The sequence below is a fragment of the Bifidobacterium sp. LH_512 genome, from assembly GCF_056356435.1.
The window spans coordinates 171,520-185,165 of sequence record NZ_JBKEUE010000002.1 but is presented as its reverse complement, the minus strand read 5'-3'; the positions used below and the strand labels follow the sequence as shown (position 1 = coordinate 185,165).

The following is a 13,646-nucleotide window of genomic DNA, read 5'->3' as shown; positions in this document are numbered from 1 at the left end:
CTGCGGAGCCTTTTTTCATATGCAACTATCCTCATCGTCGCAACTTCGTGCGAACTTCGTATCAACTTACCAACTTATTATTTGGACTTCGTAATCAACCTAACATCTTGGCACATTGATACGAAGTTCTGGTGAGACGTTTGTGAGACGCTGATGAGACGCTGGTAAGGTCGATGTGAAGTCCAGCAATAAGCCGCCATCATGCGTCCGTGTATAGAAAATAATCGCTGCATATACGTGATACATACAGAACTGCCTTGATACTGTGTTCTCACAGTATCAAGGCAGTTCTCTGATGCAAAAACTTAGTCAGTTTGCGGAATTGAGGATTTACAGCACGCCCTGAGCGACCATGGCGTTGGCGACCTTGACGAAGCCGGCGATGTTGGCGCCTGTCATCAGATCACCTTCCTCGCCGTATTCCTTGGCGGCGGCCAGAGAGTTGGCGACGATGGATTCCATGATGTTCTTCAGCTTGGCGTCGACCTCTTCGAAGGTCCAGCTCAAGCGGTAGCTGTTCTGGCTCATTTCCAGGCCGGAGACTGCGACGCCGCCGGCGTTCGCGGCCTTGGCCGGGCCGTACAGCAGACCGTTGGACTTGTACACTTCGATGGCTTCCGGAGTGGATGGCATGTTGGCGCCTTCACACACCACGGTGCAGCCGTTGGCGACGAGGGCCTTGGCGGATTCCTCGTCGATTTCGTTCTGAGTGGCGCACGGCAGGGCGATATCGCACTTGACGGTCCACACGCCCTTGCAGCCTTCATGATATTCGGCGCTCGGCACGCGCTCGGCGTATTCCTTGATGCGGCCGCGCCTGACTTCCTTGATGTCCTTGACGATGTCGACCTGAATGCCGTTCGGATCGTACACGTAGCCGTTGGAATCGGACATGGTGACGACCTTGCCGCCCAGCTGCTGAGCCTTCTGGGCAGCGTAGATGGCGACGTTGCCGGAGCCGGAGATCACGACGGTCTTGCCTTCGAAGGAGTCGTTGCGCAGCACGCGCAGCGCTTCGGCGGTGTAGTAGCACACGCCGTAACCGGTGGCTTCGGTACGCGCGAGGGAACCGCCGAATTCGAGGCCCTTGCCGGTGAGCACGCCGGAATATTCATCGCGAATACGCTTGTACTGGCCGAACAGGTAGCCGATCTCACGGCCGCCGACGTTGATGTCGCCTGCCGGAACATCGGTGAACTGGCCGATATGGCGGCACAATTCGGTCATGAAAGCCTGGCAGAAGCGCATGACTTCAGCGTCGGACTTGCCCTTCGGATTGAAGTCGGAGCCGCCCTTGCCGCCGCCCATCGGCAGCGTGGTCAGGCTGTTCTTCAGAATCTGTTCGAAGCCGAGGAACTTGATGACGCTTTCATTAACGGTCGGATGGAAGCGCAGGCCGCCCTTGTACGGGCCGATGGCGGAGTTGAACTGCACGCGGTAGCCGCGGTTGACCTGCACCTTGCCGGCGTCGTCAACCCAGGCGACGCGGAACTTGACCACGCGTTCCGGTTCGACGAGGCGCTCCAGAACGCCGTTCGCCTCATATTCAGGATGCTTGTCCATCACCGGTTCGAGGCTTTCGAAGACTTCCTTCACGGCTTGCAGGAATTCCGGCTGGTCGCCATCGCGCTGTTCCACCTGATTGTAGACGCGCTTCACGTATTCGTTAGTGAACATACACTCCCCTATTGAGTAGTTGTTTAACGCCGCGTTTATTGTATGCGGGCCGTATTGGCGAAAACAAGAGGACGTTCATCATTCGGTTGTCATGTGAAGGCCGTGCGTGGCTGTTTAGCATGCCGTCGCATCCATGTGTGGTAACGCATTGGTTGTGATTGGCGTGGAGGCGGTGCCGAGTTCGATAAGAAAATGAAAAACCGACTGCAAGGCAGTCGGTTGAAATTGTGGAGCTAAGGGGATTCGAACCCCTGACCCCCTCCATGCCATGGAGGTGCGCTACCAGCTGCGCTATAGCCCCAAAAGGGAGATTCAATGAATACTCATCAAATCAAGTGGAGCTAGCCGGGTTCGAACCGGCGACCCTCTGCTTGCAAAGCAGATGCGCTACCAGCTGCGCTATAGCCCCGTGGTAAAAAATAAGCGGCCTGTGTGCCGCCGTATTTTTTATTGAAGTGGGCCCGGGAGGACTTGAACCTCCGACCTCATCCTTATCAGGGATGCGCTCTAACCACCTGAGCTACGGGCCCAATCTCATGCACCTCAATGGCGCAACGAGTAGTTATATTACTGATGAAAAAAGATATGTCAAAATCATTGGTGTTTTCGGCGTGTCGCGCTTGATTTTGCGTCATCAGGCGTAAGCCTGTCACTTCCCGAATCTTCGATCGCTGCCCGATACAATGGCGGTATGTCGTATCGCCGTACCTCCACATCAGCTCGCAATCAAGTATTAAGTCGTGCCGAAGTGAACGTCGATGGCTTGCATATATCAATCATCCGCAAACCGATCCGTAACGTGTATCTGCGATTGAAGCCGCCAAATGCCGACGTCGTCATATCTGCGCCTCCGCGATTGGCGCAAGTTCACATCATTGATTTCGTGCGGCAACGCCGCCCGTGGATCGATCAGCATCGCAACGAAATGCTGCAATCTCGACAGCGTCTTGTCGATGGGCAAAACGGGAAGGCCAGTCGTAACGGCGATGCCAACAATCAAGGCAACATCGTCAGCGGCTCCAGCGGCGGTATCAATAATGTCGATATACAAGCCGGCATCGAAAACAGCGACACTGACATCATGTGGACCCCCGAACGCATGCAACGCGCGAAAAATATCATCAATCAGCAATTGCCGGCGTTGCTCGCAACGTGGGAGCCGATTATCGGCCGACGCCCCACCCACATCACGCTGCGCGCAATGAAAACGCGCTGGGGTTCGTGCACGCCGGCGACCGGGCGCATTCGGCTGAATCTGCAATTGGGCATTATGGAACCGAAATTCCTGGAGTATGTGCTGGTCCACGAAATGACGCATTTGTGGGAGAAAGGGCACGGTGAGGCGTTCCAACGCCGTATGGACCAGTATTTGTCGCAATGGCGGACTCTGCGCAATGAATTGAATCGTTGCGTGGTGATTTCGTAGTCGTGTCAGCCACATTTAGCCGCGGCTGGCTGCGGCTAAATGTGGCTGATTATTGCGCAACGCTATGTCGTAATCCTTTTAATCCAGATGCGTGAAAACGATGTCCTTCACTTTGCGGGTGAATGGTGTCGTTCCGGCGTTGGTAAGCTGATACATCAGCAGCATCGTCGTGCCGGTGGTCGGGTCGTCGCAGAAGTACGTGCCGAACCAGCCGTCCCAGCCGAATTCGCCTGGATTGCAGATGGATTCAGAGCGGCCGGGGCATTGTGCGATGCGCATGAATGCGTTATATCCGTAGCTGTTCTGCCAATCCCCATAGTCGGCCTACTGCTGAGGCGTGAGAGCCGACGTCGTCATGTACTTCACGGTTCTTGGCTGCAGAATGCGCACGCCATCCAATTTGCCGCCGTTGATTAGCGTCTGTCCGAAACGCATGTAATCGTCGACGGTGGACTTGAGGCCGGCGCCACCCGACTGGAATGCCGGATCGGTTTCGCCGAAATAGTCGATGCCCAGATGATTGGTTTGGATTTCGCGCAGTGGCTTGCACGCATTTTCGGGGCGTACCGGATTGTTCGGATTGTCGTATACGGCTGCGAGACGATATTGCTTTCTTTCGGCGTATAGAAATTGGTGTCGTGCATGCCGAGTAGTTCGAGGATTTTCTCGCGCGCGAAGTCGCCGAAACGTTTGCCGGAGACCACTTCGATGACGGCGCCGACGATATCGGCCGAAGTGCTGTACATGCAACGCGATCCCGGCTGGAACAGCAGTGGGCCGCCGCCGAGACGATTGGCGATTCCAACGGTGCCCATCGGATTGTCGGAATGCAGACGCTGGTCGATTTCGTCGAACACGGTTGCCGCATAACGGCCTGGCGCATGACTGGAATCTGGGTACGTCAGGCCGGAAGTCATGGTCAGCAGGTCGCGGAATACAAGGCCACGATTGGCGAGAATCGTGGGCTCAGCTTCCTGTGCGGCCTCGCTTTGGCCGGCGGCTTCCATCGGAATATCATTATTCAGCTGACCAGTCCGCTCAGCGGAAACGCGAGGATTCGCGAAACCCGGCAGGAAATCGCTGACCGCTCGGCCAAATCGATAAGGCGACGTTCCAGCAGAATCATGGCTGCAGTGCCGGTAATCGGTTTGGTTTGAGAATAGAGGCGGAAAATCGTATCGCGCGGCATCGGCTCATTGCGTTCGACGGAACGCATGCCGACTTCGTCAAAACACAGCTTTTCTCCCTCGCGAACAACCAGCAGATTCGCGCCTGCGATTTCACCGCGCCCCACTGCGATCGCCAATGCATGATGAATAAGCTGTCGCGCTGTTTCGGCCATCATCGTCCTTTTTCTTCGTCATTCTTTCTTGACGCTGTCGTTGTTGCCTGCAGCATCGGATGCGTTTTTGTCGGCGCCGGTATGCTTGCGCACTTCAATGGTTTCGATACGGCGGCCGTCCACCTTTGTGATGACCATGTCGTATCCGTCGTCGGACGGCAGCGTATCGCCGACCGCACCCATTTTGCCGGTATTGGCGAGGAAATATCCGGCAACGGTCTCATATGGGCCGTCTTCTAGTTCAATACCGGTCAGATCGGCGAAATCTTCAATGGTGGTGCCGCCGTCAATCACGGCGGCGCCATTGACGAAAGCGGACTTTCCGGATGCGCCGCCGCGATCTTCCGGCAGATCGTATTCGTCGCGAATATCACCGACCAATTCCTCGGTCATATCTTCAAGCGTGACGATGCCGTCGGTACCGCCGTATTCGTCGATGACGACGGCCAGATGAATGCCGCGCTTGCGCAGTAACGACAGACTGGGCAGCAGTCGCGATGTGCCAGGCAGGGAGATGCCTTCGCGCGTGACATCGGCCACGGTTTTCGCATTCGGATCCTGCACGTCCAGCAGGTCGCGTACATGCACGAAGCCGAGCACGTCGTCGAAGTCCTTGCCGGTGACGGGGTATCGGGAATATGGCATTTCGCGTACGAATTTCACGGCATCCCCAATGCTCTGATCGCCGCTGAGGAACACGACATCGGCGCGTGGGCGCATGACTTCGGCGACGATGGTTTCGGAAGCGTCGAACACATCGTCGAGGATGGTGCGTTCATCTTTGCTGAGGTTGGAATTCGAGTTGACGAGCACGCGCAGTTCTTCGTCGGAAACTTCGCTTTCGGTCTCATTCGGGTCGAAGCCGAGCAGGCGCACGATGCCGTTCGTGTTTTTGCCGATAAGCCAAATGATCGGGCGGCAGATTTTGGCGAAGCCGTCGATGGCGGGCACGACGGCCTTGGAGATCTGCTCATTGCGTTGCATGGCGATGCGCTTGGGCACCATTTCGGAAATGACGATGGAGCAGTAGGAAATGACAAGCGTCAGAACGATGGTGGTGAGCGGCGCCGCCACTTGGAAAGGTACACCCCAGCTTTCCACGACCGGAACGATGAACGGGGAGATGGATGATTCGCCGAAGGATGCGGACAGGAAGCCTGAAAGGGTTACGCCGATCTGCACAGTGGACAGGAATGTGTTCGGATCGCGTGCGATCTTCGCGACGCGTGCCCCGCGAGCATCCTCCTGTTCCATTTGATCCACCTGAGAACCGCGCAATGAGACCAGCGCCAGTTCCGTGCCGGCAAAAACGGCGCCGAGCAGAAGAAAAACGAATATCAGCAGGATGTTTAAACCAAGTGACATACGTTCAACATTAGGGGAAAGTCATGTCAATTTTTTTGATGTCACGCGGCAATGTTACGGACAGTGTGTGCGCAATGTCCGTTATTGCCGCGCGCACGGCTTCGCTGATTATTGGTGATTCTTCGTATTGACGCGATTGCTGCGTCGAATATGCTGCGATGTTTTGAAATATGACGCAGCAATGCGTCGCACAATCAGAAGCTGAGCACTTCCACCTTGCCTGAATCAAGCTGATATCGCGCGCCGACGATCATCAGCTGTTCCGATGCCAGCGCCTGCTGAATAATTTCGGAGCGCATAACAAGATCTTCAATGGTGTGCGCGATGTGTACGCGTTCGATGTCGTCATGATCTTGGATTTCGGCTTCGCGGGCCTGCCACAAGGACATGCCGACGCAGCGTAGTATGGCCGATTGCGATTGGGTGATATGTTCATCCAAATTTTCAATGATGATCGCAGCTTCGTTGGCGTCGGTGGTTTCTTCGGTGATGCGGCGCATCAGATCTTCCAATTCATGCTCGCCTAATTCGATGGCGGCGCATCCTTGGTGGCCCATGACTATCAGCACGCTGACATGCAACTTAGAGACAGCGTATTCCAGGGACGCGAGAACGCCGTCGTCAATGATTTGGCCGGCTGTACGCACGGTGAACAGGTCGCCGAGCCCCGCGTCGAAGATGATTTCCGGGGCGACGCGAGAATCGGAGCAGCACAGAATCGCGGCGTCCGGATTTTGGCGTTCAATCAACGATTCGCGGGTTTGCGGATCTTGCCATGGATGTTCGGCTTTGCCTTCCGCGAAGCGTCGGTTGCCGGCGAGCAGGCGGCTCCAGGTTGCATTGGCGGTTGATTCATGCAGTTCTTCAGCGTTCGACATGTGGCCATTGCCTTTCCGTCGTATGTGTGGGACGTTTCCTCTCTATTATCCACGGGTGAATCAACCAAACATCGCATATGCTTCACGCAATATGCGTACAGCGGTATGCGGCTCAGGTGGTGGAACGCTTGGTGACGTGCGGGATGATGAGGGTGCGCGTCGGCGAAGCGAGCTCGCGTGTGGCGTGATATCTGCGCGCGGCCGGACGGGATGCCGAGACGGACGCCGTCGAAAGCCGTGTTGTTGCCAGCGCCGATTATTTCTTGGGCATCGGCAAGGATCTGCCCGACCATGAAGTCGCGTATGAGCGGTCCATTACGGCGCCGCTGGTGAATCTGTATATTGAAGCGCATCGCATAACCGGCGACGCTCGATATTTGGCGGCTACTGCGGAAACGCTGCGCTGGCTTCTGGCCTTCGGCGGCCCGCAGCCGTCCGTACGCCTCAACGGCATCGGATTGCGGTATTGGGACGGCTACTGGTTCGGTATTTGCCGCCAATTCGGTGACGTGTTCCCCCCACTATTGGACCGCGTTGACCGCAACCGCGTTGGCCCGCTTGCCGCACGAATTGCGTACGGCTGAAACTGACGCGCTGGCGCTGCGCATTATGCGTGCAAATATGTCGAATTACAATCCTGATGGCTCCGGTACATGCGCGTTCATGTATCCGTCCAGCATTGACGGTCAGCCGGAGCATCGCGCCGACGCAATGTCAAATGATCAGAATTTGCATCTGTCGATCTGGCTTCGTCTGATGAAAGACGAAGGGTTCCCTGAAGTCTGACGAATCTGTTGGAATCGGTTGAAATCCGGCGAAAATTAGCGGATTGCGTCGGGGATGCCTCTGTGAAATGTCGGCAGAGGCGACCTTTTTCTCGTGTTCGGCGTGCTTGTGTTCGGTATATGCGTTTGTACTTGTGTTTGTGTTTCGCAACCGTATCCCTTCTGTATTCATGTGACCACTGGACTGTTGTTGCGATTGTGTTTCACGTGAAACTTTTTCGATGCCGCGGCGGCGAAAAGTTCTTGAAATCGCATTGATGATTTTTGTGTGCATAGTCTTTGGAAAATGTCGCAAGAGGAGTGAGTATTCTCACATCAAGCCAGTCGCGGAAATCATGATTTTTCAATAATGCTGCTTTACGATTGATAGTGCAGTTCTGCACGCCGCCGTGCCTTCACGCGGGCGGGTGCGCCGAATGACTGGAGGAAAATCATGACGATGCTGCAGCACGAAATCACCGACTTCACCGCAAACGTATTCCAGAACAACGAATTCAAGACCCTGACCAAGCAGGATATGCTTGGCCACTGGTCCGTGTTCTTCTTCTACCCGGCCGACTTCACTTTTGTATGCCCGACCGAACTGGAAGACCTCGCTGAAAAGTATGAGGACTTCAAGAAGGCCGGCTGCGAAATCTACTCCGTCTCCTGCGACACTCACTTCGTGCACAAGGCATGGCATGACGCCAACGACAAGATCGCCAAGATCGAATACCCGATGGTAGCTGATCCGACCGCGACCCTCGCCCGCGATCTCGACACCTACAACGAAGCCGACGGCATGGCAGAACGCGGCACCTTCATCATCAATCCCGAAGGCAAGGTCGTGGCTTATGAAGTGATCTCCTCCAACGTCGGCCGCAATGCCGACGAGCTGCTGCGCCGTGTGCAGGCATCCCAGTTCGTTTACGAGCATGGCGATCAGGTCTGCCCCGCCAAGTGGCAGCCGGGCGAAGAGACCATCGAACCGAGCCTGGATCTCGTCGGCCAGCTCTGATCGTTGCTGGTAATCTAGTCGTTTTCGGTTTTCTGGATCTATATATCCGCGTGTAACGCCCAACTCTCCCCTCCGCGCGACTGCCGTACAGCAGGCGGCGGAGGGGCTTTTCGCATGAAAGGCGAAATATGCAGCAGCAAGATAATTTGTATGATGTCATCGTCATCGGCGGCGGCCCCGCAGGTCTGACGGCAGGCCTGTACTTGGCTCGCGCGCGATATCGCGTGCTTATCCTCGAAAAAGGTGATTTCGGCGGACAGATCACCATCACCGACGAAGTCGTCAACTATCCGGGCGTCGGCCGCGCTTCCGGTCAGGCTCTCACCGCAACAATGCGCCAGCAAGCGCAGGATTTCGGTGCGGAATTCATGTCCGCCGAAGCGACCGGCCTTGACATCGACGGTGATATCAAAACCGTGCATACCACCCGTGGCGATTTGCGCACATTCGGCATCCTCCTCGCAACCGGCGCAGCCCCGCGCAAACTCGGCTTCTCCGGCGAAAGCGAGTACGCAGGACGCGGCGTCGCCTACTGTGCGACCTGCGACGGCGAATTCTTCACCGGCAAGGAAGTGCTCGTCATCGGCGGCGGTTTCGCTGCGGCCGAAGAAGCGGTGTTCCTTACCAAATATGCCAGCAAAGTCACGATTCTCGTGCGTGAAGACGACTTCACCTGTGACGCGTCCGTTGCGGCCGAAGCGAAGAACAATCCGAAGATCGAAGTGCGATATCACACTGTGCTCGACGGCGTGATAGGCGGGCTCGGCGGGCTAAAAGAAGCCATGATTCGCGACGTGCATACCGACGCGGACTCCGTGTGGAAGCCTGCCGATGGCGGTGTGTTCGGCGTCTTCGTGTTCGCCGGATACGTGCCGGCCACCTCGCTGGTCAAGGGCGTCGTTGAATTGGACGAGCAGGGCTATGTCGTAACGCACGGATATCTGCAAACCTCCGTGCCGGGCGTGTATGCGGCGGGCGATCTGCGCGTCAAGAACTTGCGCCAGGTCGTTACGGCCACCGCTGACGGTGCTATCGCCGCGGTGGAATTGGAGCGGTACGCCAAACAGATGAGCGAGAAGACCGGATTGACTCCGCCGAGGCCGGATATGGCGGCGAAGGGGTCTGCTGGTTCTACTGCGGGGTCTGTTACGGCGAAGGCAAAGGTCGCGCAATCCTCCCCCGCTGCTGGCGCGTCTTCCGCAAATGCGAATCGCCAGCCGGGTGAAATCTTCTCCGAAGCCGTGCGCGCGCAATTGGCGATGGTGTTCGAGCGAATGGCCCGTCCGGCAATACTCGTCCTCGAATTGGACGACACTGCTGCATCGGCGGAATTGCAAGGATTCATCACCGATATGGTCAAGCTTTCCGATGGAAAACTGCGCAGCATCGCCTTCGATGCTGCGGGTGAAATCATCGGTGGCGGCGAAGCTCCGAATATCGCCGTTCCTCATGGTGACGCCGCAAATGGCGGCATTGTAATCGGCGGCGCTGCCGAACAAGATGCCGGAGGGCGGGCAGTCTTCAATGCCGCTAACGTGATGCCTGGAGCGCGCCCCTGCGTGCGCGTATGCGTGGAAAGCGAATCCGGCGACGCGAATCAGCTTGTGTACACCGGTCTCGCCTTCCATGGCGTGCCCGGCGGCCACGAATTCAACTCCTTCGTGCTGGGTCTCTACAATGCGGCGGGCCCCGGCCAGCCGCTTGGCGAAGAACTGGTGGAACGTGCCATGTCGATTGCTGAACCGGTGAATGTGATCGTGCTCGTCTCGCTGACCTGCACCATGTGTCCAGAAACCGTGCTCTCCGCGCAGCGCATCGCCTCGCTCAATCCGAACGTGCGAGCGGAAGCCTATGATGTGTCCCGCTTCCCCGAAATGAAGGACCAGTACGGCGCGATGAGCGTGCCCTGCATCGTCATCGACCACGCCGACGGCAGCCAGCACGTGGAATTCGGTAAGAAGAACATCCCGCAAATGCTGGATTTGTTGGGCGCGTAAGCGATGGCGCCGGGGCTTCCTTTCAATAGTTCTAACATGTTGGAATCCTGTTTTTTCATATTAGAACTTTTGTAATCACCTTTGCTGATGGGGTGTTGGTGTCAGTAAAAGTGACCGCATAACGCAGTGTGGGCGTGAACCCGGGGAATTGGAATCCCCCAGGTTCACGCCCACACTGCGTTATACGGTAAAGCTTCGGATCAGCCGGTGTTCTGCAGGCCGGCAGCGACACCCGAAACGGTGCACAGGATCAGGTAGATGAAGCCCGCCTGCTGGCTTTGGCTCAGCTCTTCCTTATCCACGCGCTTGCGCAACGAACGCAGCGTCAGCACCTGGGTGACGGACAGCGCATCCACATACGGGGAACGGATGCGGATGGCCTGGCCGAGCACATGACGATGCTGCAGCGGCCATTCGTCGCCGACGATCTTCAGAACCCAACGACGGGTGAGTTCCATTTCGTTCAGCACCTTGTCGCGCAGATCATCGCGGTCGCCGAGCGCTAGATACATCTTGGCGATACGCTCGTCAGTCTTCGCCAGCGACATTTCGATATTGTCGATGAACGTCGAGAACAGCGGCCACTCCTGATACGCCTTGCGCAGCGTATCCAGGTCGCCGAACTGTTCGCAGGCGGAACCGAGCCCGTACCATGCGGCCAGGTTGATACGAGCCTGAGCCCAAGAGAAAATCCACGGAATCGTACGCAGATCGTCCAAGGACTTGGCTCCAAGACCACGCTTGGCCGGGCGGGAGCCGATCGGCAGCAGGCCGATTTCGGTCAGCGGCGTCACCGTGGAGAACCACGGAGCGAAATCGTCCGTATTCAGCAGGTCCAGGTAGCGGGCGTGCGCATCCTCATCGAGGGCGGCGGCCATATCCGCATACTTCTGCGTCATATCGGTGTTGATCTTTTCGACGCTCGGCGCGGACTGCAGCAGCGTAGCGCCGGCAACGGATTCAACATGGCGAACGGCCAGAGCCGGGTTACCGTAGCGGGCGAAAATAACCTCACCCTGCTCGGTCAGCTTGAAACGGCACTTCACCGAACCGACAGGCTGCGCCAGCACAGCACGGTTGGCCGGTCCGCCGCCACGACCGACGGCGCCGCCGCGGCCATGGAACAGCGTCAGATCGATATCATGCGATTCAGCCCACTTGGCGATACGCTCCTGAGCGGAATGCAACGCCAGCGTTGCGGACGTCGGGCCGGCATCCTTCGAAGAATCGGAATAGCCGAGCATGACCTCCATCTTGCCGCCGGTGGCCTTCAGACGAGCCTGCACTTCGGGGATCTTGATGATATCCTCGAGCACGTCCACCGAATTCTGCAAATCCTCAAGCTGCTCGAACAGCGGGATCACGTCGATGGTCGGCATGTCTTCCGGATGCGCGAAAGCCAAACGATTCAGCTCGTACACGTCCTTGACGTTCTGGGCGCTCTTCGTGAAGGAGATGATGTAACGGCGGGCGGCCTTCATGCCATTGCGCTTCTGAATGGCGCCGAGAGCGCGGAACGTATCCAGCACTTCATGCGTCATCGGCTGCAGCGGGCCACGTTCGCCATGCAGGCCATGCTCGCGGATATCGTCCAAGGCACGGGAATGCACGACGGAATGCTGACGGAACTCCATCTCCACCATGTGGAAGCCGAAGGTTTCGGTCTGCCAAATCAGATCCTGCAGCGGGCCGTAAGCGGAACGCTTGGCGTTGGCTTCAGCCAAAGAACGCTGCACAACCTTCAGATCGGCGATGAAATCGTCGCAGCTGTGATACATCAGATCGGCATCGCGTTCAATCGTGCAATGCAGACGGTCAGCCATGACCAGCATGACCGCGCGATGCATTTCCTTGGTGGAAATCAGGGCGGCCTTGTCCGTCAGACGCTCGCTCATTTCCTTCTGATGATTCCACAGGTTCTTGAGCTCGTCGCTCGGCGGCGTCGTATCGTTTTCCATCGTCATGTTCTTGCCGACGGTGCGCGTGGCCTCTTCCAAGGCGGCGAGCACATGGTCGCTGAACTTGCGGGCCACCTGGCGGCTGACCTTCGCAGTGACGTTCGGATTGCCGTCACGGTCGGAACCGATCCAGCTTCCCGGACGGAAGAACGCGGGGCATTCCGGCGGAACCAGGCCGGCCTTGTCTCCGAGCAGCCAGTCGTCGAAACGGCGATACACCATCGGAATGGTTTCGAACAGCGTATTGTCGAAAATGTCGAGAATCGTGTCCGCTTCTTCAACAGGGGTCGGCTTCTTCAGTGCGATCGGGGACGTGCGGAACAACGCGTCGACCTCGTTGAACAGTCGACGGTAATTTTCCTTCTTATCGGAGCCGCCGAGCGTTTTGTGAGCAACCAGCAGCTGGGAAATACGGCGGATCTTGCCTTCGACGGCCTTACGGCGGGCTTCGGTTGGATGCGCGGTGAACACAGGATGGAATTCCAGCTTGTTCAGCAATTCCTTGGCCTTGGCCGGACCCATTTCGCTGAGCAGCTTGTGGTAGGCGCACGTCATTTCGTTAACCGGGTCAACCGACTGGTTTTCGTCGACCTGAGCCTCTCGCTCCTGCAGTACGGAAACACGATAGTTCTCTTCGCACAGGTTGGCGAGGTGGAAGTATGTGGCGAATGCGCGAGCCAGCAGCTGCGCATCGTGCAGGTTCATCGAATCAATGGTCTTGACGGCCATCATCAAATCATCCTGCTCGGGGTGAGTGTCGGTGAGCGCGCCCGCAAAACGTTCCGCACTGGCATCCACCGCATACTGGCGGACCGTGTCGAATGTGGCTAGCAACTTCTCATCGAATTCGCCGAGGACTTCGCGCAAAATCTGCAGGCACAAGTCCATATCGGCTTTGAGGGATACGGGAAGATCGCGCTCTTCGGGGCCTTTGGTCCCGGTGCCGGACGTGGTGATGGTCGCGTCCGCGGGCGTGATCTGTTGATCAATATCTGTCATCAGACCTCCTTCTTCCAAACATTCGGTTGCTCGGTCTACCGGTCATCCGCGGCTCCTCCGCGGTTGTTTTGGCCGGTCGTTGCGAGCCCACAGCCGTTGCTTGGCAAGTTGCTGCTTATTGTATGTCCGACCAATCGACAGAAATGTTAATTGCCCAGAAAATGCCGCGGGTGGGGCGCGGTACATACTTATATGTGTGAATTCAGAGCATGCGCAAAATGA

At 57.0% G+C, this 13,646-nt stretch carries 12 protein-coding genes and 3 tRNA genes; 5 read left to right on the top strand and 10 right to left on the bottom strand.

Annotated features, from left to right (window positions below; all coding sequences use genetic code 11):
* Window positions 1-330 precede the first annotated feature (330 nt).
* From gdhA to AC1AWD_RS06605, 4 genes are all read right to left on the bottom strand, one after another.
* The gene (gene gdhA, locus AC1AWD_RS06620; protein WP_476564880.1) at window positions 331-1,677 is read right to left on the bottom strand and encodes an NADP-specific glutamate dehydrogenase; all 1,347 of its coding nucleotides are present in this window, start codon (window positions 1,675-1,677) and stop codon (window positions 331-333) included.
* Between the two features lie 228 nt (window positions 1,678-1,905).
* A tRNA-Ala gene (locus AC1AWD_RS06615) sits at window positions 1,906-1,978 on the bottom strand.
* Between the two features lie 35 nt (window positions 1,979-2,013).
* Window positions 2,014-2,086, bottom strand: a tRNA-Ala gene (locus tag AC1AWD_RS06610).
* A 47-nt stretch (window positions 2,087-2,133) separates the two neighbouring features.
* Window positions 2,134-2,207: transfer RNA gene (locus AC1AWD_RS06605), tRNA-Ile, on the bottom strand.
* A gap of 161 nt (window positions 2,208-2,368) precedes the next feature.
* On the opposite strand from AC1AWD_RS06605, the gene AC1AWD_RS06600 reads away from it, so the two are divergent.
* Window positions 2,369-3,103, top strand: a complete 735-nt coding sequence (locus tag AC1AWD_RS06600) for a M48 family metallopeptidase (RefSeq protein ID WP_476564879.1) — start codon at window positions 2,369-2,371, stop codon at window positions 3,101-3,103.
* A gap of 78 nt (window positions 3,104-3,181) precedes the next feature.
* Here AC1AWD_RS06600 and AC1AWD_RS06595 read toward each other — a convergent pair whose 3' ends face one another.
* The 5 genes from AC1AWD_RS06595 to AC1AWD_RS06575 form a co-directional block, all read right to left on the bottom strand.
* On the bottom strand, window positions 3,182-3,382 hold the full coding sequence (locus AC1AWD_RS06595; protein WP_476564877.1) for a hypothetical protein: 201 nt from the start codon (window positions 3,380-3,382) through the stop codon (window positions 3,182-3,184).
* Window positions 3,383-3,516: 134 nt separating this feature from the next.
* Window positions 3,517-4,110, bottom strand: a complete 594-nt coding sequence (locus AC1AWD_RS06590) for a serine hydrolase domain-containing protein (RefSeq protein ID WP_476564876.1) — start codon at window positions 4,108-4,110, stop codon at window positions 3,517-3,519.
* A gap of 14 nt (window positions 4,111-4,124) precedes the next feature.
* Window positions 4,125-4,445, bottom strand: coding sequence for a serine hydrolase (locus tag AC1AWD_RS06585; protein WP_476564874.1), 321 nt, complete (start codon window positions 4,443-4,445; stop codon window positions 4,125-4,127).
* 18 nt (window positions 4,446-4,463) lie between these two features.
* Window positions 4,464-5,810 (bottom strand): hemolysin family protein, encoded by a 1,347-nt coding sequence (locus AC1AWD_RS06580; RefSeq protein ID WP_476564872.1) that lies wholly within the window; start codon window positions 5,808-5,810, stop codon window positions 4,464-4,466.
* A gap of 194 nt (window positions 5,811-6,004) precedes the next feature.
* Window positions 6,005-6,688 carry a carbonic anhydrase gene (locus AC1AWD_RS06575; protein WP_476564870.1) on the bottom strand — a complete coding sequence of 228 codons (684 nt, stop codon included), beginning with the start codon at window positions 6,686-6,688 and terminating at the stop codon, window positions 6,005-6,007.
* A 263-nt stretch (window positions 6,689-6,951) separates the two neighbouring features.
* On the opposite strand from AC1AWD_RS06575, the gene AC1AWD_RS06570 reads away from it, so the two are divergent.
* The 4 genes from AC1AWD_RS06570 to AC1AWD_RS06555 all read left to right on the top strand — a co-directional run bounded on the left by AC1AWD_RS06570 (window position 6,952) and on the right by AC1AWD_RS06555 (window position 10,467).
* Window positions 6,952-7,272: a hypothetical protein gene (locus AC1AWD_RS06570; RefSeq protein WP_476564868.1), complete on the top strand. Its 321-nt coding sequence runs from the start codon at window positions 6,952-6,954 to the stop codon at window positions 7,270-7,272.
* A gap of 37 nt (window positions 7,273-7,309) precedes the next feature.
* Window positions 7,310-7,474 carry a hypothetical protein gene (locus AC1AWD_RS06565; protein WP_476564866.1) on the top strand — a complete coding sequence of 55 codons (165 nt, stop codon included), beginning with the start codon at window positions 7,310-7,312 and terminating at the stop codon, window positions 7,472-7,474.
* Window positions 7,475-7,906: 432 nt separating this feature from the next.
* Window positions 7,907-8,470 (top strand): alkyl hydroperoxide reductase subunit C, encoded by a 564-nt coding sequence (gene ahpC, locus AC1AWD_RS06560; RefSeq protein WP_476564864.1) that lies wholly within the window; start codon window positions 7,907-7,909, stop codon window positions 8,468-8,470.
* Between the two features lie 128 nt (window positions 8,471-8,598).
* Window positions 8,599-10,467, top strand: coding sequence for an FAD-dependent oxidoreductase (locus AC1AWD_RS06555; RefSeq protein ID WP_476564862.1), 1,869 nt, complete (start codon window positions 8,599-8,601; stop codon window positions 10,465-10,467).
* Window positions 10,468-10,667: 200 nt separating this feature from the next.
* Here AC1AWD_RS06555 and AC1AWD_RS06550 read toward each other — a convergent pair whose 3' ends face one another.
* Complete coding sequence (locus tag AC1AWD_RS06550) at window positions 10,668-13,424, bottom strand: phosphoenolpyruvate carboxylase (protein ID WP_476564860.1); 2,757 nt, start codon at window positions 13,422-13,424, stop codon at window positions 10,668-10,670.
* Window positions 13,425-13,646: the final 222 nt, after the last annotated feature.

What these genes read in the sequence shown, in the direction of transcription:
- AC1AWD_RS06590 (WP_476564876.1), bottom strand. Translation starts at nt 4,110, where the DNA reads ATGGAAGCCGCCGGCCAAAGCGAGGCCGCACAGGAAGCTGAGCCCACG.
- AC1AWD_RS06575 (WP_476564870.1), bottom strand. Translation starts at nt 6,688, where the DNA reads ATGTCGAACGCTGAAGAACTGCATGAATCAACCGCCAATGCAACCTGG.
- AC1AWD_RS06550 (WP_476564860.1), bottom strand. Translation starts at nt 13,424, where the DNA reads ATGACAGATATTGATCAACAGATCACGCCCGCGGACGCGACCATCACC.
- AC1AWD_RS06580 (WP_476564872.1), bottom strand. Translation starts at nt 5,810, where the DNA reads ATGTCACTTGGTTTAAACATCCTGCTGATATTCGTTTTTCTTCTGCTC.
- AC1AWD_RS06595 (WP_476564877.1), bottom strand. Translation starts at nt 3,382, where the DNA reads ATGCGCATCGCACAATGCCCCGGCCGCTCTGAATCCATCTGCAATCCA.
- gdhA (WP_476564880.1), bottom strand. Translation starts at nt 1,677, where the DNA reads ATGTTCACTAACGAATACGTGAAGCGCGTCTACAATCAGGTGGAACAG.
- ahpC (WP_476564864.1), top strand. Translation starts at nt 7,907, where the DNA reads ATGACGATGCTGCAGCACGAAATCACCGACTTCACCGCAAACGTATTC.
- AC1AWD_RS06600 (WP_476564879.1), top strand. Translation starts at nt 2,369, where the DNA reads ATGTCGTATCGCCGTACCTCCACATCAGCTCGCAATCAAGTATTAAGT.
- AC1AWD_RS06585 (WP_476564874.1), bottom strand. Translation starts at nt 4,445, where the DNA reads ATGGCCGAAACAGCGCGACAGCTTATTCATCATGCATTGGCGATCGCA.
- AC1AWD_RS06555 (WP_476564862.1), top strand. Translation starts at nt 8,599, where the DNA reads ATGCAGCAGCAAGATAATTTGTATGATGTCATCGTCATCGGCGGCGGC.
- AC1AWD_RS06565 (WP_476564866.1), top strand. Translation starts at nt 7,310, where the DNA reads ATGTCGAATTACAATCCTGATGGCTCCGGTACATGCGCGTTCATGTAT.